This window comes from Streptomyces sp. NPDC056480, assembly GCF_042795405.1.
Taxonomy (GTDB): Bacteria; Actinomycetota; Actinomycetes; order Streptomycetales; family Streptomycetaceae; genus Streptomyces.
On sequence record NZ_JBHTSA010000074.1, the window covers coordinates 18287 to 40393 of the forward strand.

Sequence of the window (22107 nt, forward strand, 5' to 3'; positions counted from 1 at the left end):
GCGTCCTGGCGGCCCGGCGGCCGGGCGCCCCCGGGGCCGGCCGGGCGCGGCGGATCCGTGAGCCCTGGGTGGTCCTCGGGTGGGGCGCGCTCGCGCTCTTCGGCGCCGCCACGATCGCCGACTCCCGCCTCCCGCTCAGCTGCGCCGCGACCGTCGACCCCGCGTGCGCCGCGCGCGAGACCGCCGGGCTCGTGCCCGCCACCCATACGGCCCATGCCGTCAGTTCCGGTCTCGCCATGACCGGCGCCCTCGTCGCCCTCGTCGCCCTGACCGTGGCCGCCCGCCGGTACGGCCGGTGGCGGCCCCTCGCCCGTACCGGCCCGGCCGTCGTCGCCCTGGAGGTCGGCGCCACCGTCTGGACCCTCGCCGCCGTCGCCGCCTTCGAGGCGGGGAAGGGCGCCTGGGCGCTCGGCGTCGGCCAGCGGCTCCAGGTGCTCCTGGTGGCGGTGTGGCTCGCCGTCCTGGCGTACTCCCTCGCGACGTCCCGGACCACCACGGAGGAGGAACGATGACCGGACAGCCGGCCTTCGTACGGGTCGACGGCGTCGCCCACCACGTCGTCGTCGAGGGCTCGGGACCGCTCTGCGTCCTGAGCGCGGGGCTCGGAATGAGCTGGTTCGACTGGGACCCGGTCGTCCCGCTCCTCGCCCGGCACCGTACGGTCGTCCGCTTCGACCGCCCCGGACACGGCCTCTCCCAGCCCGCCGCCGGCCCGCCCACCGCCGCGGGCGAGGCCCACCGGATCGCCGCGCTCCTCGACGCGCTGGGGCTCCCCGGCCCCGCCACCGTCGTCGGTCACTCGATCGCCGGATTCCACGCCGAGGCCTTCGCCCGCCTCCACCCGGACCGGACCGCCGCGCTCGTGCTCGTGGACTCGTCGGTGGAGGAGCACCCCCGGGTGAGCACGTCCCCGGGGTCCGTCGCCCGGGTCCTCGGCGCCGTCCTGTCCGCCGCCGGACTCCCGGCGGCCCTCGGCCCCGCGGCGCGCCGCGCGGCCGTGCGCCACGACCCGGCCCCCACCGCCCTCGTCCACCGCGTGTACCGCACCTCGCGCGTCCTGCGCGGCACCCTCTGGGAGAACGCCCACTACGGAGCCGTCGCGGCCGAACTCCTCGTCCTGCGCGGCGCGCACCCGCTGCCGCCCGGCCTCCCCGTCACCGTCCTCGCCGCCCCCGACGGCTCGGCCCGCTGGGAACGGCGTCAACGCGCGCTGGCCCGACGGCTCGGCGCCCGCTACGAGGCGGCCGTGCCGTCGGGCCATCTGGTCATGAAGGACCGCCCGGAAGCGGTCGCCACCGTGATCCTGCGATCCGTCCCGGGGTCCGGTCAGGAAGGCGCGTCGGGGCCTCAAGGAGGCGCGCAACCGCTTCAGGAAGGCGCGCAACCGCCTCAGGAAGGCGCGTAGACGCTCTCGCAGAACCCCTTGAGCTGCTCGTCCGACAGGTGCTGGGCCAGATCGGCCTCACTGATCATGCCGACGAGCCGCTTCTCCTCGATGACCGGCAGCCGCCGGATCTGGTGGCCCTGCATCTCCTCCAGGACGGCGCCCACGTCCGCGCCCGACTCGACCCAGCGGGGGGTGCCCTTGGACATCTCGCCGCAGGTGATCTTCGAGGGGTCGTGGCCCATGGCCACACAGCCGACCACGATGTCGCGGTCCGTGATGATGCCGCAGAGCCGTTCGTTCTCGTCGGCGATGGGCAGCGCGCCGACGTTCAGGTTGCGCATCAGCTGCGCGGCACGGTCGAGCGTCTCGTGAGCCGGGATCCACTGGGCCCCGGGGTGCATGATGTCCTTCGCCGTGGTCATGGGGTGCGTACCTTTCGTCGGACGTGGTCACACGTACGTCCCCGAGCCCCATCCATTGTCGGCGCACCGCCCGACCGCCGCGACTTGTCGGCGTACGACAGGGCCCCCGCGACCGCGGAGGGTCACGGGGGCCGACCGGTCATCGGACCGGGCCGTCAGGCACCACGCTTCTTGAGCATGTCGGCCATCAGCAGCATCTCGGACTTCTGGGCGTCGACCATGCCCTGCGCGAGACCGCGCTCGATCTCCACCGAGCACTTCTGGACGCAGCCCTCGGCCATGTGGACCCCGCCCCTGTGGTGCTCGGTCATGAGCTTCAGGTACAGGATCTCCGCCTCGCGGCCGTCGGCCCGGCGCAACTCGTCGAGCTGGGCGTTGGTCGCCATGCCGGGCATGAGCGCCCCGTCGAGCGGACCGGTGTCGCCGGAGCCGCCCATGCCCATCCAGGTCATCGGCTCGACGCCGGACTCGATCTTGGGCAGCCCCCACAGGTCGAGCCAGCCGAGCATCATGCCGCGCTGGTTGGCCTGCGTGTTGGCGATGTCGTACGCGAGACGGCGCACCTCCTCGTCCTGGGTGCGGTCCCGGACGATGAACGACATCTCGACGGCCTGCTGGTGGTGGACGGCCATGTCCCGGGCGAAGCCGGCGTCCGCGGAGAGCGAGGAGGGCGTACGCGGCGCCTCCTCGCGCTCGGCGGAGGCGACGGTGACGGCGCCCCCGGCGAACAGCAGGGCGAGCGCGACGGCGGTGATCGCCGCCCACTGCGTCCGGTTCGGCCGCCGGGCCGGGGGCGTCAGGAGGTCGTCGCCGTCGTCCTCGCCGATCCGGCTCACTGGCCGATCCCGCCCGTGCAGGCGGCGCCCGGCTCGGGGGTCTGCAGGCCCTGGACGTACTTGGTGAAGAAGGCGTCGATGCGCGGGTCGCTCGCGTTGTCCACGGTGACCTGCTTGCCCCAGGCGGACAGCATGATGGCGCCGGCCTGGTCGTCCACCGGGCTCATCAGCGTGTACTTGGTCTTGCCGACCTTGTCCTCGAGCTTCTTCACGTCGTCGGCCGCGGCCTTCTTGCTGTACGTCACCCAGACGGCGCCGTGCTCGAGGGAGTGCACGGCGTTCACCTCGGCGACGGCCTTCTTGTAGACGACGCCGTCGCAGTTCATCCAGACCGGGTGGTGGTCACCGCCGACCGGCGGCTTCATCTCGTACTTCACGGCCGTCTCGACGTGGTTGCGGCCGAGCTTCTTGGCGTCCCAGGACTTCTCGGCGGCGATGGGGGCCTTCGCGGCCGCGTCCTTCTTGTCCTGCTCGTCGGACTTCTTCATCAGCACGAAGGTGCCGAAGCCGACGAGGCCGAGGACGACGACGCCCGAGATGCCGATCGTGACGAGGCGGTTGCGGCGCTCACGGGCCTGCTCGGCGCGGCGCATCTCCTCTATTCGGGCGCGGCGGTCGGCGTTGGCGGAGCTCTTGGCGGCCATGGTGATGTCGTCCTTCTTCAGGGATGGGGGTGGAGTTCGGGGGTGGACGGAGCGGGGCGGGACGCCCGCCGCCGCTATGTCCGAAGAACTTGAAGGACGTGCAGATCCGGCGCGCGCGGCCGGACGCCGGAACGGCGCGCGGCGCCGTCACCGGACGGCGGCTCGAAGCGCGGGAGCCCGTCGGCCGCGTGCAGCGGCGGATCGAGCGGGGGCGCGCTGAGCACCGCGGGGGAGAGCGAGGGGAAGAGGGAGCAGCCGCCGCGGTCGTACGGGCAGATGTACTCGACGACGGTGCCGGTGACCGTGGGGGCGGCCGTGGTGCCGGTGGCCGTGGGCCCGCTCGCGGTCCTCGGTCCGGTGCCCGTGTGATGGTTATCGGGACCGGGTCCGGCGCCCAGACAGAAGAAGAGCGCGGCGAGGAGCGTCGCCACGGCACTCACCAGTGCCATGGGACGCGCGTGCTGGGACGGGCGTACGAGCCGTGTGGCCCCCATGGGCGGAGATCGTAGTGGGCGCGGGGGCTCTGTGGGCCGAACGGGGTACCACTCGGTACCGACGGGTGGGCGGCCGAGGGGAGAACGGGCACCCGGACGCCGCCCTTCCCGCGTTACCTGAGTCACACCCGAGCAGGCACTATGGGTGTGCAACGTGCGCGAAACCATGTGGTGGGATGCTCAGGTGCCCCCCGATGTGCTCTGAGGCGGTGGGAGCAGGCGGCCTGACCAGCGAGGATGGGTGTGGAAATGGACAAGCAGCAGGAATTCGTGCTCCGTACGCTCGAGGAGCGCGACATCCGCTTCGTACGTCTCTGGTTCACCGACGTGCTGGGCTTCCTCAAGTCGGTGGCCGTGGCGCCCGCCGAGCTCGAGCAGGCCTTCGACGAGGGCATCGGCTTCGACGGCTCCGCGATCGAGGGCTTCGCACGCGTATACGAGTCGGACATGATCGCCAAGCCGGATCCGGGGACGTTCCAGATCCTGCCGTGGCGCGCCGAGGCGCCGGGGACGGCGCGGATGTTCTGCGACATCCTGATGCCGGACGGATCGCCGTCCTTCGCGGACCCGCGGTACGTCCTGAAGCGGGCGCTGGCCAAGACCTCGGACCTGGGCTTCACCTTCTACACCCACCCCGAGATCGAGTTCTTCCTCCTCAAGGACAAGCCGCTCGACGGCACCCGCCCCACCCCGGCGGACAACTCGGGGTACTTCGACCACACCCCGCAGAACGTGGGCATGGACTTCCGCCGTCAGGCGATCACGATGCTCGAATCGATGGGCATCTCGGTGGAGTTCAGCCACCACGAGGGCGCCCCGGGCCAGCAGGAGATCGACCTCCGCTACGCGGACGCCCTCTCCACGGCGGACAACATCATGACCTTCCGTCTGGTGATGAAGCAGGTGGCGCTGGAGCAGGGCGTGCAGGCCACGTTCATGCCGAAGCCGTTCTCGGACTACCCGGGCTCGGGCATGCACACCCATCTGTCCCTCTTCGAGGGCGACCGGAACGCGTTCTACGAGTCGGGCGCCGAGTACCAACTGTCCAAGGTCGGCCGCTCGTTCATCGCGGGCCTGCTGAAGCACGCGGGCGAGATCTCCGCCGTGACGAACCAGTGGGTCAACTCGTACAAGCGCATCTGGGGCGGCTCGTCCCGCACGGCGGGCTCGGGCGGCGAGGCCCCCTCGTACATCTGCTGGGGCCACAACAACCGCTCGGCCCTGATCCGCGTCCCCATGTACAAGCCGGGCAAGACGGGCTCCTCCCGCGTCGAGGTCCGCTCCATCGACTCGGGCGCGAACCCCTACCTGACGTACGCGGTCCTCCTGGCCGCCGGCCTCAAGGGCATCGAGGAGGGCTACGAACTCCCGGCCGGCGCCGACGACGACGTCTGGGCCCTCTCGGACGCGGAACGCCGGGCGATGGGCATCGAACCGCTCCCGCAGAACCTGGGAGAGGCGATCGCCCTGATGGAGAAGAGCGAACTGGTGGCGGAGACGCTGGGCGAGCACGTCTTCGACTTCTTCCTCCGCAACAAGAAGCAGGAGTGGGAGGAGTACCGCTCCGAGGTCACCGCCTTCGAACTCCGCAAGAACCTGCCGGTGCTGTAGCCGAAGGGCAGAACGGGCACAGCCCGGAACCGGCGATCAGGGCCGACGGTGGCGAACCGTCGGCCCTGAGTCGTGCCATGCGGCATGGGCCGTCTCCGGGCCGCCGGACGTGGAACCAGAGGTCTCGTTCGCCTTCACCCGGTTGGTCACGTGCAGCCATTCGGTGATGTCCGCCTCGCGGTAGCGCATGCCGATGCCGTAGCGGTCGCGAACCCGTGCAAGGTGGCGGCATCCTCACGAGGGAGAGCGCATGGATCAGGAGACGCCGCCGAGTACGGGTGCGCCGGATGGAGAGGGCCGTCCCGACCAGACCCGCGGTGGCCGTCTGCAGCGCTGGCAGACACTGCTGGCCGCCGTGGTCACCGCGGCGGCAGCGGTGATCGGCGTCCTGCTCACGAGGGGGTCCGATGACTCGGAACCGCCGCGCGTCGAGCCCACCGACGAGATCCGGCAGGAGGCATACATCACCAAGGTGCGGTCCGGACCGCATCCGAACCTGCCCTCGCCGGCCGTGGCGTGGCATCTTGAGGGGACGTTCAAGAACCTCGAGCCCGGAACCGCCGTAGTCGGTCTCCTGGGGCCTGAGATGGCTGCCGGCAACGGGAAACGGTGGGTGGTCGCCAACGCCGTCCTGAACAGAAGCCGCGGCACCTGGACGGTGGATCTCCGGCTGCGGCGTCCGGCGAAGAGCATCGCGTACCAAGTCGGTACGGCCTCGGAGGAGCTGTGGAAGGAGTGCACTGCCGAGACGGAATGCCTCGCCGGCCCCCGCGAGAGCAGCCCGACGGAGCAGGACCTCACCCCCTCGCCCGAGCCCGAGTCGTCGGGGGAGGATGCCCATACCGCCGAACCCCCGCCCCCGGCCGAGCCATCGGGGGAGGGCGACGGGGGAGAACTGGAAACCCCGGTGGACGGCCTCACTCCCACGACGCCCCTCACCGACACCAAGACGGGCCAGGAGTACTCATCCGCCCCTCCCGGCCAGGACTGACTGAATCGCCGTCCCCGGGCGTCAGAGAGAGAGGCCCTAGGCGGCCGCGTCGATTCCGCCGAATCCTCGGACCACGCGGCCGGCCGTTCACGGGTGGTTAATCCGTTGCCCGGGGCGGTGTGTCCGTTCAGACTGCCCCGGTGAAGATCGAATCCGTCGCCACCGAGCGGCTCCTGCTCCAGCCCCTGACCGTCGCCGAGGCCGAGCGCGTCATCGCCCGGGAGGCCGGGGCGGGGGATCTTTGGGGAGAGGGGTATCCCGGTGACGGGGACGTCCGCTCGGCCACCGGGTTTCTGCGGGGGGTCGCCGAGCGGGGCGACCCGGGAGTGTTCCGGCCGTACGCGATACGGATCGCGGAGAGCGGCGTCACCGTCGGGGGGATCGGGTTCCACGGGCCGCCCGACGAGATCGGGGTCGTCACCGTGGGGTACGGGCTGGTGCCCGCCGCCCGCGGCAACGGGTACGCCTCCGAGGCGCTGCGGGCGCTCCTCGAGATCGCCCGCCGGGCCGGTGTCTCCGGGGCGAAGGGCGACGCCGACCTGGACAATCCGGCGTCCCACCGGGTCATGGAGGCCGCCGGGATGCCGTGCGTCGCGGAGGACGAGCAGCTCCGCCACTTCTACCGGGGGTTCTAGGGGGTTCTAGGTGTGACGGGCCGTCCGCGCTAGCGTCGGGTTCCATGCCGGAACCCCGTCCCCGCGTCTGGTACGCCGCCTACGGCTCCAACATGCATGCCGACCGCCTCGGCTGCTATCTCGCCGGCGGCCGCCCGGCCGGGGGCACGCGGGAGTTCCCCGGGTGCCGGGACCCGCGGAGCCCCGACCGGTCCGTGGCCGTCGAGCTGGACGGGCAGGTGTACTTCGCGACCGAGTCGGCCGTGTGGACCGGGGGCCGGGCGTTCTACGACCCCGATGCGGACGGCACCGCGTGGGGTGTCGCGCACCTGCTGACCGCCGGGCAGTTCTCCGACATCGCCGCACAGGAGATGTACCGGGAGCCCGGCACCGACCTCGATCTGGCCGAGGCCCTCGCCACCGGCCGCTGCGCGCTCGGTCCCGGCCGGTACGAGACCCTCGTCTGCCCGGGTCGCATCGACGGCATCCCCGTGCTGACCCTCACCGCGCCCTGGCCGATGCCGCCGGCGGACGGGCTCCGTCCGCCCTCCGCCGCCTATCTGCGGCACCTCGCGGCCGGGCTCCACGAGGCCGGGGCGTGGCGGCCCGCCGAAGTAGCCGACTACCTCGCCTCCCGGCCCGGCGCGGCGGGGCACTGGACGCCGCAGGACGTGGCCGCCTTCAGCGTTCCGAGAGCTCCGACGGCGCCTCCTGGACCATCCAGCCGTTTCCGTCCGGGTCCTCGAAGGTCATGAAGGCGTTCCACGTGCCGCCCTTGCCGTCCTCCCAGCCCTTCTCGCCCACGTGCCGGATCGCCGAGACCTCGACCCCGCGCCCGACGAACTCCGCCCGGGCCGCCTCGATGTCCGTCACGCAGAACTGCAGGCCCTGGAGGGTGCCCGGGGCCATCTCCTTCGTGCCCGGCATCGGCGGCATCCCGCTCAGCAGCGCGAGCGAACAGCGCGAGCCCGGCGGCGTCAGCTGGACGACGCGGACGCCGGGCGCCACCGCGTCGTCCAGGTCGACGGCGAATCCGCACTTCTCGGCGTAGAACTCCTTCGCCCGGTCCATGTCGGTGACGGGGACCGGGACGACTTCCAGTGTCCAGTTCACAGGGGTTCTCCTCAGAAACGCCAGCGGGTCTGTCCGAAGGGGTCGCCCTTGGTGAAGCCGAAGGCCGTGCGAGGCGCGACCGCGAACACCAGGGCCGTACCACCGTCCCCCCGGAACGCCCCGTCGCGCACCTCGAAACGCCAGTCCTCGCCGTACTTCTCCACCCACGCCCCGGCGAGCGCCGCGAGCCGGTCCTCGTCCGTCACCCGCGCCGCCTCGCCCTCGACCACGAGGTCGAGGCCCTCGCCGAGCGCGGGCGCGCCCGTGGTCAGGACCACGGAGGCGTTGGTCTCCAGGTTGCGGGCCTTGCGCTCGTCCGGGCCGGTGCAGAAGTGGAGCGCGCCCTCCGACCAGACGGCGATCAACGGGGTCACATGGGGGCGGCCGTCGGGACGCACGGTCGTCAGCCAGAAGACCTCGGCCGCCGCGAGCCGCGCCTCGGCCTCGGACCAGGGGACCGGGCCCGCCTTGTCGTCGCTGTACCGGGGATCGAGGACCGTCTGCGGGGTCTGCGGGGTCTGCGGGGTCTGCGGGGCCTGCGGGTTCATCGCCGTTCCCTTCGTCGCCTGTGCCGCCGCGCGCGGTTCGGCGCGTGTGCACAGGTAACGACCGGACCGGCCGGCGAAACTCATCGGCCCGCCGGGGGGACCCTGGCTCATTCGCCCGCCCGGCTCATTCGCCCGCCGCGGCTCCCGGCCCCGCCGCGGCTCCCGGCCCGGCCGGGACCCCCGGTCCCGTCGGCGTCCAGTGCAGACGGCCGTCCAGGCCGATCGTCGCCACCCCGTCCTTCCCCGCGTCCGGCGCCCCCGCGAACAGGAACTTCTCCAGCTTCCACGCCGGTCCCGCCGCCCCCGTCCTGCCGTGCGGCGCCGTCGCGAGGAAGCCGGTGCGGGACCGGACCGCGAGGAGTCCGTCGCCGCCGCTCACCGGGCCGAAGCCCGCCACGCCGCCGGCCAGCTCCGTGACCGGGGAGACCGGGCCGAGGCCCGAGAAGTCGGCGCTGCGCAGATCGCCGGAGGCCGGCTTGCGGAACCAGAGCCGTACGCCGTCGCCGTCCGGCGCCGGGCTCGCGCTCAGCGCCAGGGTCGTCGGCGGGAGCGCGGCCGGCGCCGGACCCGTGAGCGGCCCGCCGGGCACGTGCTGCGCCCACACCAGAACGCTCTTCAGGGTGCTCGCGAAGACGTACCCGCGCCCCTGCCCGTCCGTCGCCGCGACCGGGTCGCCGACCACGTCCACGCCGCCGAGCACCCGCCACGGCCCCCAGCCGCCGTCCGGGCCCTGCTCACGGGCGGTCAGACGGCGGAGGCTGTCGCGCAGCACCAGGGTCGCGCGGCCGTCGGGGCCCACGGTCACCGCGGGCGCGCTGATGTCGGAGGTGCCTGCCGCGTCGTTCCGCTCGGGCGTCCCGAGCGAGCGCCACGGGCCGAAGGCGCCGCCGGGCACCGTCTGCTCGGTGCTCACGACCTCGCGGCGGTAGCCGGCCGGGCCGCCCGCGAGGAGCGTCCGGGTGCCGTAGACCGCGATGCGGCCGTCGGGCAGCGACACCGACGTGACGCCGGTGTCCATGCCGCGGCCGGGCAGCAGCGCCGGGTCGCTCCACGCGCCGCCGTCGGCGGGCTTCCGCCAGACCGCGAGCCGGCCGTCGAGGACGGAGAAGGCGTGCAGCCCGCCGTCCCGGTCCCGCTGCACCCAGGAGGTGGAGGTCCCGCGGGCGTACCGCACGGTCGCGGTCCAGCCGCGTCCGGCGGGCCGCGCCGCCACCTTGAGGTCGCCGCAGCCGGCGGGCGTCCCGCAGTCGTTGACGCCGTCCGTCCAGGCGTAGGTCTCGAGGGTCTTCAGCTTGTCGCCCGCCGTCTCGGGGTCGAGCGTGTGCGGCAGGACGCTGGTGGGGTAGCCGAGATAGTTCTGCACGCCGACCCGCGGATGTCCGGGCAGTTCCGCGTACCGGGCGAGCGCGGCCTGGGCGAACCGCGCCCCGTACAGGTGGTCCTGGTGGTCGCGGATCTTCCCGCTCTTCGGGTCGGCGCCGGGGCTCGGGTCCTGCATCCGGACGAAGGTCGGCCGGAACCGGTCGAGGAGCCCGGCGATCGTCGCCACGACCTCGTCCTTCGTGTAGCGGAAGTCGGCGGCGACCGGGGTGCCCGACGAGCGCTGCGACTCCAGCGTGCCGATCTGTCCGTGCCAGAGGCCGTTCAGGCTGTGGGGGCGGAAGTCGTTGATCGACCCCGCCTCGCGTATCTGCAGCCACACCAGCCTGACCTTCGGGTCGGCGCGCAGGGTGTCCAGCTCGGCCAGGCCGCCGCCGGCCGTGGGGATCGCCACCCGGTCCCAGGGGCTGGTCCGGCTGCCGGTGGCCATCTCGGAGTACGCGGCACGGATGCCGTTCTGCCGGGCCTCGGCGTAGGCCGCCTTGTCGGCCGTGGCGGCGGCGGCGTCGCGGGGGCGGGCGTTGACGCCGTCGGACTCGCCGGCCGTCAGGTACACCGAGGCCAGCGCGGTGCCGGAGCGGATGGTCTGGGATATGTCCGGGTTCATGAAGAACAGGTCGTCGTCCGGGTGCGCCACGATCTGCACGACCGACGTGGCGGTCTTCGCGCCGGGCGCGGCGGACGCCGGGGGCCGTGCGGTCCGTCCGGACGTCCTGGGGGCCGGAGCGGGGGCCGTGGGCGCCTTCGCCTCCGGCGCCGTCGTCTGCGCCGCGGCCGTCTTCGGCGCACCGGTCACCGACAGGAGTCCGGCGAAGGTGCCGCCCACCAGGAGGACCGTGACCGCGGTGGAGACGGTCCTGCGGCGGGACGGGGGAAGACGACGGCGGAGGCGTACGGGCATGGTCGGCGGCGCGCTTTCAACAGGTCGGGCAACAGGTCGGGCAACGGGTCGGGCAACGGGTCGACAACAGGTCGGGCAACAGGTCGGGCAGGCGGATCGGCCCCGCGCCGGCGCAGGGGTCACTTCGGCGCGCGGGGTCGCTTCGGCGGGTTCGGGCAGGCGGGAGCGGTCCGCCTCCAGCAAGACGGACTTTCAAGGAATACGGTTCATCGGCCCCGAAAAGCCATCGATGTGCGGGACATCACGTGTGATCCGCTGCGAACCGAAGGCCTGAACGCCCGGGTCCCCCGCTCCGGATAGGCTCGATCCGCCCGGGTTCCGACCCGGGGGTGAGCCCTGGGGTCGGCCCCGGGGCGGACCTGCTCGGAGGGAGCGGCGGAATGACGGTGCCGGGACGCAGGAGCAGCACGTTCTCACGTCTGCTGCGGCACGGATTCACCGACCCGTCGGGGGCGGAACGGCTCCTGGACGTGCCCGAGCTGTCCACGCTGCGCGGCGACGACGTCCTCCTCGACGCCCTCGGCGCGACCGCCGACCCCGACCTCGCCCTGCGCGGTCTCGTCCGGCTCGTCGAGGCGCAGCCCGAGACCGACCGGCAGACCTTCACGACCACGCTGCTCGCGGCCAAGCCGTTCCGGGACCGGCTCCTCGGGGTGCTCGGCGCCTCCGAGGCGCTCGCCGACCACCTGGCCCGGCACCCCCGCGACTGGGAGTCCCTCGTCACCTACGAGGCCGCCGACCTGCACCCGGGGGTCGCCGAGTTCGAGCATGGTCTCGCCGATGCCGTCGACGCGGACTCGCTGCGGGTCGCCTACCGCCGGTGCCTGCTGGCCATAGCGGCCCGTGACGTGTGCGGCACCATCGACGTCGCCGAGAGCGCAGCGGAGCTCGCCGACCTGGCGACGGCGACCCTGCGCGCCGCCCTCGCCATCGCCCGTACGGCCGCGCCCGCCGACGCGGCCCTGTGCCGGCTCGCCGTGATCGCGATGGGCAAGTGCGGCGGCCACGAGTTGAACTACGTCTCCGACGTGGACGTGATCTTCGTGGGGGAGCCGGCCCCCGAGGTCGGCGACCGGGAAGGGGGCGAGGCCAAGGCCATGCAGGCCGCGACCCGGCTCGCCTCGCACCTGATGCGGATCTGCTCGGAGACCACCGTCGAGGGCACGATCTGGCCGGTCGACGCCAATCTGCGCCCCGAGGGCCGCAACGGCCCCCTCGTCCGTACGCTCTCCTCACACCTCGCCTACTACCAGCGCTGGGCGAAGACCTGGGAGTTCCAGGCGCTGCTCAAGGCGCGTGCGGTGGCCGGCGACCCGGAGCTGGGCGCCCAGTACATCGACGCCGTCTCCCCGCTGGTCTGGCAGGCCGCCGAGCGCGAGAACTTCGTGCCCGACGTGCAGAAGATGCGCCGCCGGGTCGTCGACAACATCCCCGCCGCCCAGGTCGACCGCGAGCTCAAGCTCGGCCCCGGCGGCCTGCGCGACGTCGAGTTCGCCGTCCAGCTCCTCCAGCTCGTGCACGGCCGCAGCGACGCCGGACTGCACAGCGGCACCACCCTCGACGCGCTCGCCGCCCTCGCCGCCGGCGGCTACGTCGGCCGGGCCGACGCCGCCCAGCTCGACGAGGCCTACCGCTTCCTGCGGGCCATGGAGCACCGCATCCAGCTGTACCGGCTGCGCCGCACCCACCTCGTCCCCGAGGACGAGGCCGACCTGCGCCGCCTCGGCCGCTCGCTCGGACTGCGCACCGACCCGGTCGCCGATCTGAACAAGGAGTGGAAGCGGCACGCGGCCGTCGTCCGCCGCCTGCACGAGAAGCTCTTCTACCGGCCGCTGCTCGACGCCGTCGCCCAGCTCGCCCCCGGCGAGATCCGGCTCAGCCCGAAGGCTGCGGGGCAGCGGCTCGAAGCGCTGGGGTACGCCGACCCCGCCGCCGCCCTGCGCCACCTGGAGGCCCTCGCCTCCGGGGTCAGCCGCAAGGCCGCGATCCAGCGGACGCTGCTCCCGGTGCTGCTCGGCTGGTTCGCGGACTCGGCCGACCCGGACGCCGGCCTGCTCGGTTTCCGCAAGGTCTCCGACGCCCTCGGCAAGACCCCCTGGTACCTGCGGCTGCTCCGTGACGAAGGCGCCGCCGCCGAGAACCTCGCCCGTGTCCTCTCCGCCGGACGCCTCGCGCCCGACCTGCTGCTGCGCGCCCCCGAGGCGGTCGCGCTGCTCGGCGACCCGGAGGGGCTGAAGCCGCGCGGCCGGGACCACCTGGAGCAGGAGGTCCTGGCGGCGGTGGGCCGCGCGTCCGACGCCGAGCAGGCCGTGGCGGCGGCCCGCGGGGTGCGCCGCCGGGAGCTGTTCCGGACCGCCGCGGCCGACCTCATCGGCTCGTACGGCACCGAGGACAGTCCTCGCGAGCCCGACCCGGGCGCGCTGGTCGACCGGGTGGGGGAGGCCGTCACCGACCTCAACGCGGCGACGATCGCGGGCGCCCTGCGGGCCGCCGTCCGCGCCGAGTGGGGCGACGAACTGCCCACCCGGTTCGCCGTCATCGGCATGGGCCGCTTCGGCGGTCACGAGCTGGGCTACGGCTCCGACGCCGACGTCCTGTTCGTGCACGAGCCGCGCGAGGGCGTCGACGAGCAGGACGCGGCACGGGCCGCGGGCAAGGTGGTCGCAGAGATGCGGCGACTGCTCCAACTCCCGACCGCCGACCCGCCGTTGCTGATCGACGCGGACCTCAGGCCGGAGGGCAAGAGCGGCCCCCTGGTCCGTACCCTGAAGTCGTACGCGGCCTACTACCGCCGCTGGTCGCTCGTCTGGGAGAGCCAGGCGCTGCTGCGTGCCGAACCCATCGCGGGCGACCGTGAGCTGGGGGACCGGTTCGTCGAACTCGTCGACCCGCTGCGCTACCCGGCGGAAGGCCTCGGCGAGGACGCCGTCCGCGAGATCCGCCGCCTCAAGGCCCGGATGGAGTCCGAGCGGCTGCCGCGCGGCGCCGACCCGACCCTCCACGCCAAGCTGGGGCGCGGCGGTCTGAGCGACGTCGAGTGGACGGTCCAGCTGCTCCAGATGCAGCACGGCTGGGTGGAGCCGGGGCTGCGGACGACCCGTACCCGCGCGGCACTCCGGGCGGCCCACGCGGCCGGGCTCATCCCGACGGACGAGGCGCAGACCCTGGACGAGGCGTGGGTCCTCGCCACCCGCGTCCGCAACGCGGTGATGCTGGTCCGTGGCCGGTCCGGCGACACCTTCCCCTCGGACCCGCGTGAACTCGCGGCGGTCGGAAGGTACTTGGGATACGAGGCCGGCCATGTCGGCGAGATGGTCGACGACTACCGGCGGGTGACCCGCCGGGCCCGCGCCGTCGTCGAGGAGCTGTTCTACGGGGCGTAGGGAGTGCTGGGGCCGGCCGCGCGGGCAGGCCCGTGTCACGCCCGCGCCGCGTCCGGCATGCCCCGGATGTGGGTCAGATAGCCGGCCAGGGCCAGTTCGAAGGCGGTGTCGGTGCGGCCGCCCTCGGGGAAGGCGGCGAGCGCCCGCGTGAGGTGCGGGGTCGCCGTGTCGTCGGCCGGCTCCCACATCGCCTCCGGGGCCGCCATGTCGAGGGCCGACCCGAGGACGAGGTTCTCCAGGGCGATGATCACCGGCATCACGTCCGGGAGGGCGAAGCCCGCGTCGAGGAGGAGGGCGACCGCCTTCTCGTACTGCTCCAGGACCCGGGGGGCGCGCACGGGCGAGGTGGTGAGCAGCGGGATCGCCTTCGGGTGGGCGGCGAAGGCGGCCCGGTAGGAGCGTGCCCAGGCGGCGACGGCCGCGTCCCACGGCTGTCCGTCGAGGGTGCCGCCGTCGATGGCGGCGCAGATCCGCTCCCGCAGGAGCTCCACGATGCCGTCCCTGCCGTCCACATGGTGGTACACCGAGGCGGTCTGCACACCGAGTCGCCTGGCGATCTGGGGGACGCTGAAGTCGCCCTGCTCGTCGACGAGTTCGAGTGCCGTGGTGGTGATGCGCACCCGGTCGAGCAGGGGCTTGTGCGGCCGGCCCATGGACGTTCTCCCGCTGTTCAGGTCTTCCCGAATCGTTGGACACGAGGCTACATTGCGCCAACCGAAAGCCTTTAGGTTTACGAGAAGGGCTTCTCCCGCATGTCCTCCAGCACCTCCGACAAGCCGCCCGGCCTGCGCACCGGCACCCTCGGCACCGCCGACATCTCCTTCTTCGTCGTCTCCGCCGCCGCCCCGCTCACCGTGATGGCCGGCGTCGCCCCCATCGCCCTCGTCCTCGGCGGCATCGGAGCCCCGGCCGGCTACCTCCTCGCGGGCATCACCCTGGCGATCTTCGCCGTCGGCTTCACCACCATGAGCCGCCACGTCCGCAGCGGCGGCGCCTTCTACGCGTACATCGCCCAGGGGCTCGGCAAGCCGCTCGGCATCGCCGCCGCCCTCGTCGCCATGGTCGGCTACAACGGCATGGAGATCGGGGTCTACGGACTCCTCGGCTCCGCCACCTCCGACACCGCCGGCGCCCTGTGGGGCACCGACCTGCCCTGGCTCCCGATCGCCCTCGCCGGCCTGCTGGTCATCTGGTACGGCGGCTACCGCTCCATCGACTTCGGCGCCAAGGTCCTCGGCGTCCTGCTCGTCGCCGAGACCGGCATACTCGTCCTCCTCGCCGGCGGCGTGCTGCTCGAGGGCGGCGCGAACGGGCTCTCCCTCGCCTCCTTCGCCCCCGGCCACGTCCTGGTCCCCGGCACGGCGGCCGTCCTGGCCTTCGCCTTCTCGGCCTTCACCGGCTTCGAGTCCACCGTGATCTACCGCCGCGAGGCCCGCGACCCGGCCCGCACCATCCCCCGCGCCACCTACATCGCGGTCGGCTTCCTCGGCCTGTTCTACGCCTTCGTCGTCTGGACCGTCATCCAGGCCTTCGGCGACGACAAGGTCGTCGCGGCCGCCGCCGGCGACACCGGCGGACTCTTCTTCGCCGCCATCACCACCTACGTCGGACCCTGGGCCGCCGACCTGATGCACGTGTTCATCGTGACCAGCATCATCGCCTCGCTGCTCGCCTTCCACAACGCGATCAACCGCTACGCCCTCGCCCTCTCCGAGGAGGGCGTCCTGCCCGCCGACCTCGGCCGGATCCACCCCCGCCACCGCTCCCCGTACGTCGCGGGCCTCGCCCAGACCGTGCTCGGCGCGGGCGTCGTCCTCGGCTTCGCGGCCGCCGGCGCCGACCCGTACACACAGCTGCTGCTCTGGGTGAACACCCCCGGAATGCTCGGGCTCATGGCGCTGATGCTGCTCGCCGCCCTCGCCGTCGTCCGCTACTTCCGGCGCGTCCCGCACCGGGAGGGCGCCCTGCGCACCCTCGTCGCCCCCGCCACCGCGGCGGTCCTGCTCGCCGTGGCGATCTGGCTGGTCGCCTCCAAGGTGGCGCTCTTCACCGGCGCCTCCCCGACGGTCAACGCGGTCCTCGTCGCCGTCGTCCCCGCCGTCCTCGTCCTCGGGCTCCTCCTCGCGTACCGGCTGCGCCGCACGCGCCCCGAGGTCTACGCCCACTTCGCCGAAGAACCGCCCACCGAGCCGCACGGCGGACCGTCCGGCGCCGCGAACCCCCACGCGAGCCCCGACCCGCAGACCGCCCCGCACGCCGAAGGAGCCGACCCCTCGTGTCCGCAGCCCCCGACCTCCTCCTCGTCGACGCCCGCGTCCGTACCCCCGAACCGAGCGGCCACACCACTGTCGCCGTCCGCGACGGACTGATCACCGCCCTCGGCGACGCCGCCGACGCCCGCACCTGGCGCGGCCCCGGCACCGAGGTCGTCGACCTGGCGGGCGCCACCCTCACCCCCGGTCTCACCGACGCCCACAGCCACCCCGTCTGGGGCCTGGAGATGTTCACCGGCACCGACCTGTCCGGCGTCACCGACCTCGACGGACTACGGGCCGCCCTCCGTGACGCCGAGCGCCGCGACGGCTGGATCATCGGCTTCGGCCTCGACCACAACGTCTTCGGCGGCCGCCCCGTCCACCACGACCTGATCGAGGACGTCCTCGGCGGTGCCCCCGCGTACCTCCGGCTCTACGACGGACACTCGGTCCTGGCCAGTGCGGCCGCCCTCAAGGCCGCCGGCATCGAAGGGCCCCGCGCCTTCGCCCAGCTCTCCGAGATCGTCTGCGACACCGAAGGGCGCCCCACCGGGCACCTGGTCGAGCACGCCGCCATGGACCTGATGACCCCGGTCCTGCCCGCGCAGCCGTACGCCGAGCGCCGCGACCGGCTCGTCGACCTGCTCACCGGCATGGCCGCCACCGGGCTCACCTCCGCCCACGTCATGGACCTCGGCGGACCCGACGTCCCCGGCCTCCTGACCGCCCTTGAGGAGGACGGCGAGCTGCCGCTGCGCCTCCGTCTCGCGCCCTGGTGCATGCCGGGCGTCGGCGAGGAGGAGCTGGACGCGTTCGTACGGCTCCAGGGGCGGGCCGGGCGCATGTGGGCGATCGGCGGCGTGAAGTTCTTCATGGACGGCACCGTCGAGGGCGGTACCGCCTGGCTGGAACACGCCGACTGCCACGGCCGGGGCACCGACGCCTTCTGGCCCGATCCGGCCGCGTACTCCGCCGCCGTACGCCGTCTCCACCGCGCGGGCGTCGGCACCGCCACCCACGCCATCGGCGACGCCGCCGTACGGCACGTCCTCGACACGGTGGAATCCCTGGGTACGGGCGGCCCCCGCCATCGCATCGAGCACATCGAGACGGTCCCCGACGACCAGCTGGGACGGTTCGCCGCGCTCGGTGTCGTCGCCTCGATGCAGCCCCCGCACACCGCGTACACCCGCGCCGACCACACCGACGAATGGTCCAGGCGGCTCGGCGAGGAGCGGGCGGCCCGGGCCTGGCGCTGCCGCGACCTGCGGGACGCCGGAGCGCACCTCGCGCTCGGCTCGGACTGGCCGATCGCCCACTACGACGCCCGGCAGGTCCTCGCCACGGCGCGGGCCCCGCGCGGCGCGGCCTCGGCCCGGCACGGGCTCACGGGTCTGATGGCCCTGGAGGGGATGACCACGCACGCGGCGGTCGCGGCGGGGGAGGAGAGGATCGCGGGCCGGATCGCCCCGGGCCACCGGGCCGACCTCACCGCCTTCGCGGTGGACCCGGTGGAGGCCCCGGCGGACGAGACGGAGAGCGCCCCGATCCGTCTCACCGTCGCCGGCGGCCGGATCACCTGCCGGAGCTGACCGAGCGCTCCGTAGCGGCCTTCCCGGCCTCGTCCGTCCCGGCGGCCTTCACGGTCGACGAGACGGCGTCGGCCTTCGCGTCCGTGCGGTCCGTCTCCCCCTTCGGAGGCGGGCCGCCGCGCGTCACGGCGCCCGGCATCGGTTCGACCAGCTTGGGCAGGCGGTGGGGGCGGGAGCCGTACCAGAAGTAGGAGACGGCGAAGCCGAAGGCGAGGCAGATCATGCCGCCGACCGCGTCCAGCCAGAAGTGGTTGGCGGTGGCGACGATGACGACGAGGGTCGCCATGGGGTAGAGCAGGCCGAGGATCTTCGCCCAGGGCGCCTTGGCCAGGAGGAAGATGGTCAGGCCGCACCAGAGGGACCAGCCGATGTGCATCGACGGCATCGCCGCGTACTGGTTCGACACGTGCTTGAGGTTGCCCGAGGCCATCGAGCCCCAGGTGTGGTGGACGAGCACCGTGTCGACGAAGTCCTGGCCGTTCATGAGCCGGGGCGGCGCGAGCGGGTACAGGTAGTAACCGACCAGGGCCACACCGGTGGTGGCGAACAGGACGGTCCGGAACGCCGCGTAACGGCCCGGGTGCCATCGGTACAGCCACACGAGCACACCGATGGTCACGACGAAGTGCAGCGTCGCGTAGTAGTAGTTCATCGACACGATCAGCCATGTCACCGAGTTCACGGCATGGTTGACGGCGTGCTCGAAGGCCAGCCCGAGGGACTCCTCCGCCTGCCAGATCCAGTCGGCGTTCTTGAGCGCCTGGGCCTTCTGCTCCGGCACCGCGTTGCGGATGAGCGAGTACGTCCAGTAGCTCACCGCGATCAGCGCGATCTCGAACCAGATCGTGGGACGCCGTGGCGCGCGCGCACGGAGGCGCGCGAACCTGCCGTCGGCCACGGTGGGTGACGACGGGGTCGTCCGGTTGTCCAAACTCTTCACGGTCGTTTCACCCATAGGGAGAGAGTCTGCCAGATCCCTTCCCCCCGACCGATCATCCCTCCGACGGGTTCGGGGCGCACCCGGTCCACCTCAGGAATGAGGTCGTACGGAGGGTGCCGTAAGGGTCGGAAACAGGTACAGGGACAGGTCAGGGACAGGTCAGGGGCGGGTCGGGCGGCGCGGGGCGGGAGCGGCTTCGGCGCGCGGCCGTCAGGCGCGTACGGCGGGCGGGGCCGAGGCCGTCGACCCGCGGACGACCAGCTCGGGCATGAAGACGAACTCGGAGTGCGGGGCGGGAGTGCCCCCGACCTCTTCGAGCAGCGCGCGGACCGCGGCCTGCCCCATCGCCTGCACGGGCTGCCGGATGGTGGTCAGCGGCGGATCGGTGAACGCTATGAGGGGAGAGTCGTCGAAACCGACGACGGAGACGTCCCTGGGGACGTCCAGCCCCTGCTGCCGTGCGGCCCTGATCGCGCCGAGCGCCATCATGTCGCTCGCGCACACCACCGCCGTGCAGCCGCGGGAGATCAGCGCCCCGGCGGCGGCCTGGCCGCCCTCCAGGGTGTAGAGGGAGTGCTGGATCAGCGCCTCGGACTCCTCGAAGCCGAGGCCGAGCCGCTCCTCCATGCCCTGCTGGAAGCCCTCTATCTTGCGGAGCACCGGCACGAACCGCTTCGGTCCGACGGCGAGCCCGATCCTGGTGTGCCCGAGCGCGGCCAGGTGCGTCACCGCGAGCCGCATCGCGGCCCGGTCGTCGGGGGAGACGAAGGGCGCCTGCACCTTGGGGGAGAAGCCGTTGAGGAGGACGTACGGGACGCCCTTGCCGCGCAGCTGGTCGTAGCGCGTCATGTCGGCGGTGGTGTCGGCGTGCAGTCCGGAGACGAAGATGATGCCGGCGACGCCCCGCTCGACCAGCATGTCGGTGAGCTCGTCCTCGGTGGACCCGCCGGGGGTCTGGGTGGCGAGCACCGGGGTGTATCCCTGCCGGGTCAGGGCCTGCCCGATGACCTGCGCGAGCGCGGGGAAGATCGGGTTGTCCAGCTCGGGGGTGATGAGGCCGACGAGGCCGGCGCTGCGCTGGCGCAGGCGTACGGGCCGCTCGTAGCCGAGCACGTCGAGCGCGGCAAGGACGGATTCACGGGTGGCCCCGGCCACACCGGGCTTGCCGTTGAGCACGCGGCTGACTGTGGCCTCACTGACCCCCGCCTGGGCTGCGATGTCGGAGAGCCGCGCGGTCATGAGGATGGACTGTACCGGTCACGGGGCGTATTGCCCACCGCACGGCTGAGGTACGGGTGATGCAAGCCACTCCGCAAGCTCTTGCAGGTCTTGCGGGGCGCGCGTGGTGCGTTCGGGGCGTGCGCGCGGGGTCGTACGGCGCCCGAGGGGCGTGTGTCAGCTGCTGTCAAGCGATTCAACGGCAACCTTCGGGACACGTGGATGTAACGATCCCCGGTCCTTGCAGAAAGTTGCCGCAAGCTCTTTCGGCTCGTTTTCATCCCTGTTACGTTCCTGGCAACCCGGAGCGCCGCGAGGGAGCGGTCGCATGAGGAAGGTTCCAGCCCCTCGTCCCCCCCGGGATCAGTTGAAGGAGTTCACATGCGGCGTGGCATAGCGGCCACCGCGCTGGTCGCGGCCCTGGGCGTGACCCTGGCGGCGTGCGGGAGTGACAGCGGTTCGGACGGCGGCTCGAAGAGCTCGGGCGAGCTCTCCGGCACCGTGACCTGGTGGGACACCTCCACGGTCGGCTCCGAGGACAAGGTCTTCAAGAAGGTCGCCGAGGACTTCAAGAAGAAGCACCCGAAGGTCACCGTCAAGTACGTGAACGTGCCGTTCGGTGAGGCGCAGAACAAGTTCAAGAACGCCGCGCAGTCCGGCTCCGGCGCCCCCGACGTCATCCGCTCCGAGGTCGCCTGGACCCCCGAGTTCGCGGACCTCGGCTACCTGGCCCCGCTCGACGGCACCCCGGCCCTCAAGAGCGCGGACGACTTCCTGGAGCAGGCCGCGGCCTCCACCAAGTACAAGGGCAAGACCTACGCCGTCCCGCAGGTCATCGACTCCATGGGCATCTTCTACAACAAGAAGATCTTCAAGGAGGCCGGCGTCGAGGTCCCCAAGACCATCGACGAGCTCAAGACCGTCTCCGCCAAGATCAAGAAGAAGACCGGCAACCCCGGCCTCTACCTGCGCGGCGACGACGCCTACTGGTTCCTCTCCTTCCTCTACGGCGAGGGCGGCGACCTCGTCGACGCCGAGAAGAAGCAGATCACCGTCGACAACCCGGCCGGTGTGAAGGGCTTCAAGGTCGTCAAGGACCTGGTGGACTCCGGTGCCGCCAAGACCGACGCCACCGACGGCTGGAACAACATGCAGACCGCCTTCAAGGAAGGCAAGGTCGCCATGATGATCAACGGCCCGTGGGCCGTCGCCGACACCTACGCCGGCAAGGAGTTCACCGACAAGGCGAACCTGGGCATCGCCCCGGTCCCCGCCGGTTCGGCCGGCCAGGGCGCCCCGCAGGGCGGTCACAACCTCGCCGTCTACGCGGGCTCCAAGAACCTCGACGCGTCCTACGCCTTCGCCGAGTACATGACCTCGGCCGAGACCCAGGCGACGGTCGCCAAGGAGCTCAGCCTGCTCCCGACCCGCGAGTCCGTCTACATCAAGCCTGACGTCGCGACCAACGAGATGATCGGCTTCTTCAAGCCGGTCGTCGACAAGGCCGTCGAGCGCCCCTGGATCCCGGAGACCGGCAGCCTCTTCGCGCCGCTCGTCACCGAGTACACCAAGGTCCTCACCGGCCAGACCACCCCGGACGCGGGAGCCAAGGCGACGGGCGACGCCTACCGCAAGCTCCTGAAGGACTGGAAGTAACAGGAAGGCAGGCCGGCTGATGGCTGTGGACACCCCCAGCCAGTCGGTGGTGAAGGCCGCGGGCGACAGCGTCGCCCGCGGCCGGCGCCGCGGCACAGGGCAGCGCAGGAGCGGGAGGGAGC

General features: G+C 72.6%; 20 protein-coding genes and 1 pseudogene. 10 read left to right on the forward strand and 11 right to left on the reverse strand.

All coding sequences use genetic code 11. The features are described from left to right. Positions 1 to 56: 56 nt before the first annotated feature. Positions 57 to 512 (forward strand): annotated as a pseudogene (locus ACFQ79_RS27370) (DUF998 domain-containing protein); the annotation flags it as partial. After that, a complete protein-coding gene (locus tag ACFQ79_RS27375; RefSeq protein WP_383588283.1) occupies positions 509 to 1405 on the forward strand; it encodes an alpha/beta fold hydrolase in 897 nt (298 codons plus the stop codon). The pseudogene ACFQ79_RS27370 and the gene ACFQ79_RS27375, both read left to right, overlap by 4 nt. Here the strand turns inward: ACFQ79_RS27375 and ACFQ79_RS27380 are convergent. From ACFQ79_RS27380 to ACFQ79_RS27395, 4 genes are all read right to left on the reverse strand, one after another. Next, positions 1390 to 1809 carry a CBS domain-containing protein gene (locus ACFQ79_RS27380; RefSeq protein WP_383588286.1) on the reverse strand — a complete coding sequence of 140 codons (420 nt, stop codon included), beginning with the start codon at positions 1807 to 1809 and terminating at the stop codon, positions 1390 to 1392. The two genes, ACFQ79_RS27375 and ACFQ79_RS27380, sit on opposite strands and share 16 nt — an antisense overlap. A 155-nt stretch (positions 1810 to 1964) precedes the next feature. After that, on the reverse strand, positions 1965 to 2609 hold the full coding sequence (locus tag ACFQ79_RS27385; RefSeq protein WP_383588335.1) for a DUF305 domain-containing protein: 645 nt from the start codon (positions 2607 to 2609) through the stop codon (positions 1965 to 1967). Positions 2610 to 2641: 32 nt separating this feature from the next. Then, a complete protein-coding gene (locus tag ACFQ79_RS27390; RefSeq protein WP_383588289.1) occupies positions 2642 to 3289 on the reverse strand; it encodes a DUF3105 domain-containing protein in 648 nt (215 codons plus the stop codon). Between the two features lie 74 nt (positions 3290 to 3363). Continuing rightward, entirely contained in the window at positions 3364 to 3783 is a 420-nt protein-coding gene (locus tag ACFQ79_RS27395; protein ID WP_383588292.1) for a hypothetical protein, read from the reverse strand. Positions 3784 to 4032: 249 nt separating this feature from the next. On the opposite strand from ACFQ79_RS27395, the gene ACFQ79_RS27400 reads away from it, so the two are divergent. Beyond that, on the forward strand, positions 4033 to 5394 hold the full coding sequence (locus ACFQ79_RS27400; protein WP_015033133.1) for a glutamine synthetase family protein: 1362 nt from the start codon (positions 4033 to 4035) through the stop codon (positions 5392 to 5394). A gap of 36 nt (positions 5395 to 5430) precedes the next feature. Here ACFQ79_RS27400 and ACFQ79_RS27405 read toward each other — a convergent pair whose 3' ends face one another. Next, complete coding sequence (locus ACFQ79_RS27405) at positions 5431 to 5583, reverse strand: hypothetical protein (protein WP_383588295.1); 153 nt, start codon at positions 5581 to 5583, stop codon at positions 5431 to 5433. A 61-nt stretch (positions 5584 to 5644) separates the two neighbouring features. Here ACFQ79_RS27405 and ACFQ79_RS27410 point away from each other — a divergent pair, with 61 nt between their 5' ends. From ACFQ79_RS27410 to ACFQ79_RS27420, 3 genes are all read left to right on the forward strand, one after another. Beyond that, complete coding sequence (locus ACFQ79_RS27410) at positions 5645 to 6385, forward strand: hypothetical protein (protein ID WP_383588298.1); 741 nt, start codon at positions 5645 to 5647, stop codon at positions 6383 to 6385. A 140-nt stretch (positions 6386 to 6525) separates the two neighbouring features. Beyond that, entirely contained in the window at positions 6526 to 7020 is a 495-nt protein-coding gene (locus ACFQ79_RS27415) for a GNAT family N-acetyltransferase (RefSeq protein WP_383588300.1), read from the forward strand. 44 nt (positions 7021 to 7064) lie between these two features. Then, positions 7065 to 7754: a histone deacetylase gene (locus ACFQ79_RS27420; protein WP_383588302.1), complete on the forward strand. Its 690-nt coding sequence runs from the start codon at positions 7065 to 7067 to the stop codon at positions 7752 to 7754. Here the strand turns inward: ACFQ79_RS27420 and ACFQ79_RS27425 are convergent. The 3 genes from ACFQ79_RS27425 to ACFQ79_RS27435 form a co-directional block, all read right to left on the reverse strand. After that, positions 7681 to 8112 carry a VOC family protein gene (locus ACFQ79_RS27425; protein WP_383588305.1) on the reverse strand — a complete coding sequence of 144 codons (432 nt, stop codon included), beginning with the start codon at positions 8110 to 8112 and terminating at the stop codon, positions 7681 to 7683. The two genes, ACFQ79_RS27420 and ACFQ79_RS27425, sit on opposite strands and share 74 nt — an antisense overlap. An 11-nt stretch (positions 8113 to 8123) precedes the next feature. After that, positions 8124 to 8660 carry a pyridoxamine 5'-phosphate oxidase family protein gene (locus tag ACFQ79_RS27430; protein ID WP_383588308.1) on the reverse strand — a complete coding sequence of 179 codons (537 nt, stop codon included), beginning with the start codon at positions 8658 to 8660 and terminating at the stop codon, positions 8124 to 8126. Positions 8661 to 8784: 124 nt separating this feature from the next. Then, positions 8785 to 10941: a PIG-L family deacetylase gene (locus ACFQ79_RS27435; RefSeq protein WP_383588311.1), complete on the reverse strand. Its 2157-nt coding sequence runs from the start codon at positions 10939 to 10941 to the stop codon at positions 8785 to 8787. 380 nt (positions 10942 to 11321) lie between these two features. On the opposite strand from ACFQ79_RS27435, the gene ACFQ79_RS27440 reads away from it, so the two are divergent. Next, positions 11322 to 14324 (forward strand): bifunctional [glutamine synthetase] adenylyltransferase/[glutamine synthetase]-adenylyl-L-tyrosine phosphorylase, encoded by a 3003-nt coding sequence (locus ACFQ79_RS27440; protein ID WP_383588314.1) that lies wholly within the window; start codon positions 11322 to 11324, stop codon positions 14322 to 14324. Between the two features lie 35 nt (positions 14325 to 14359). Here ACFQ79_RS27440 and ACFQ79_RS27445 read toward each other — a convergent pair whose 3' ends face one another. Then, entirely contained in the window at positions 14360 to 14977 is a 618-nt protein-coding gene (locus ACFQ79_RS27445) for a TetR/AcrR family transcriptional regulator C-terminal domain-containing protein (protein ID WP_383588317.1), read from the reverse strand. A gap of 99 nt (positions 14978 to 15076) precedes the next feature. Here ACFQ79_RS27445 and ACFQ79_RS27450 point away from each other — a divergent pair, with 99 nt between their 5' ends. Together ACFQ79_RS27450 and ACFQ79_RS27455 are read left to right on the forward strand one after the other, a co-directional pair. Next, positions 15077 to 16693: an APC family permease gene (locus tag ACFQ79_RS27450; protein ID WP_383588321.1), complete on the forward strand. Its 1617-nt coding sequence runs from the start codon at positions 15077 to 15079 to the stop codon at positions 16691 to 16693. Next, positions 16600 to 18171: an amidohydrolase gene (locus tag ACFQ79_RS27455; RefSeq protein WP_383588323.1), complete on the forward strand. Its 1572-nt coding sequence runs from the start codon at positions 16600 to 16602 to the stop codon at positions 18169 to 18171. The genes ACFQ79_RS27450 and ACFQ79_RS27455 overlap by 94 nt, the downstream gene beginning before the upstream one ends. Here the strand turns inward: ACFQ79_RS27455 and ACFQ79_RS27460 are convergent. Both ACFQ79_RS27460 and ACFQ79_RS27465 read right to left on the reverse strand, forming a co-directional pair. After that, positions 18155 to 19126 carry a phosphatase PAP2 family protein gene (locus ACFQ79_RS27460; RefSeq protein ID WP_383588326.1) on the reverse strand — a complete coding sequence of 324 codons (972 nt, stop codon included), beginning with the start codon at positions 19124 to 19126 and terminating at the stop codon, positions 18155 to 18157. The two genes, ACFQ79_RS27455 and ACFQ79_RS27460, sit on opposite strands and share 17 nt — an antisense overlap. A gap of 195 nt (positions 19127 to 19321) precedes the next feature. Next, entirely contained in the window at positions 19322 to 20350 is a 1029-nt protein-coding gene (locus tag ACFQ79_RS27465) for a LacI family DNA-binding transcriptional regulator (protein ID WP_383588329.1), read from the reverse strand. 360 nt (positions 20351 to 20710) lie between these two features. Here ACFQ79_RS27465 and ACFQ79_RS27470 point away from each other — a divergent pair, with 360 nt between their 5' ends. Beyond that, positions 20711 to 21985, forward strand: a complete 1275-nt coding sequence (locus ACFQ79_RS27470; RefSeq protein WP_383588332.1) for an extracellular solute-binding protein — start codon at positions 20711 to 20713, stop codon at positions 21983 to 21985. Positions 21986 to 22107 lie beyond the last annotated feature (122 nt).

What these genes read in the sequence shown, in the direction of transcription:
- ACFQ79_RS27375 (WP_383588283.1), top strand. Translation starts at nt 509, where the DNA reads ATGACCGGACAGCCGGCCTTCGTACGGGTCGACGGCGTCGCCCACCAC.
- ACFQ79_RS27380 (WP_383588286.1), bottom strand. Translation starts at nt 1,809, where the DNA reads ATGACCACGGCGAAGGACATCATGCACCCCGGGGCCCAGTGGATCCCG.
- ACFQ79_RS27390 (WP_383588289.1), bottom strand. Translation starts at nt 3,289, where the DNA reads ATGGCCGCCAAGAGCTCCGCCAACGCCGACCGCCGCGCCCGAATAGAG.
- ACFQ79_RS27395 (WP_383588292.1), bottom strand. Translation starts at nt 3,783, where the DNA reads ATGGGGGCCACACGGCTCGTACGCCCGTCCCAGCACGCGCGTCCCATG.
- ACFQ79_RS27400 (WP_015033133.1), top strand. Translation starts at nt 4,033, where the DNA reads ATGGACAAGCAGCAGGAATTCGTGCTCCGTACGCTCGAGGAGCGCGAC.
- ACFQ79_RS27405 (WP_383588295.1), bottom strand. Translation starts at nt 5,583, where the DNA reads ATGCGCTACCGCGAGGCGGACATCACCGAATGGCTGCACGTGACCAAC.
- ACFQ79_RS27410 (WP_383588298.1), top strand. Translation starts at nt 5,645, where the DNA reads ATGGATCAGGAGACGCCGCCGAGTACGGGTGCGCCGGATGGAGAGGGC.
- ACFQ79_RS27420 (WP_383588302.1), top strand. Translation starts at nt 7,065, where the DNA reads ATGCCGGAACCCCGTCCCCGCGTCTGGTACGCCGCCTACGGCTCCAAC.
- ACFQ79_RS27430 (WP_383588308.1), bottom strand. Translation starts at nt 8,660, where the DNA reads ATGAACCCGCAGGCCCCGCAGACCCCGCAGACCCCGCAGACCCCGCAG.
- ACFQ79_RS27435 (WP_383588311.1), bottom strand. Translation starts at nt 10,941, where the DNA reads ATGCCCGTACGCCTCCGCCGTCGTCTTCCCCCGTCCCGCCGCAGGACC.
- ACFQ79_RS27440 (WP_383588314.1), top strand. Translation starts at nt 11,322, where the DNA reads ATGACGGTGCCGGGACGCAGGAGCAGCACGTTCTCACGTCTGCTGCGG.
- ACFQ79_RS27445 (WP_383588317.1), bottom strand. Translation starts at nt 14,977, where the DNA reads ATGGGCCGGCCGCACAAGCCCCTGCTCGACCGGGTGCGCATCACCACC.
- ACFQ79_RS27450 (WP_383588321.1), top strand. Translation starts at nt 15,077, where the DNA reads ATGTCCTCCAGCACCTCCGACAAGCCGCCCGGCCTGCGCACCGGCACC.
- ACFQ79_RS27460 (WP_383588326.1), bottom strand. Translation starts at nt 19,126, where the DNA reads ATGGGTGAAACGACCGTGAAGAGTTTGGACAACCGGACGACCCCGTCG.
- ACFQ79_RS27465 (WP_383588329.1), bottom strand. Translation starts at nt 20,350, where the DNA reads ATGACCGCGCGGCTCTCCGACATCGCAGCCCAGGCGGGGGTCAGTGAG.
- ACFQ79_RS27470 (WP_383588332.1), top strand. Translation starts at nt 20,711, where the DNA reads ATGCGGCGTGGCATAGCGGCCACCGCGCTGGTCGCGGCCCTGGGCGTG.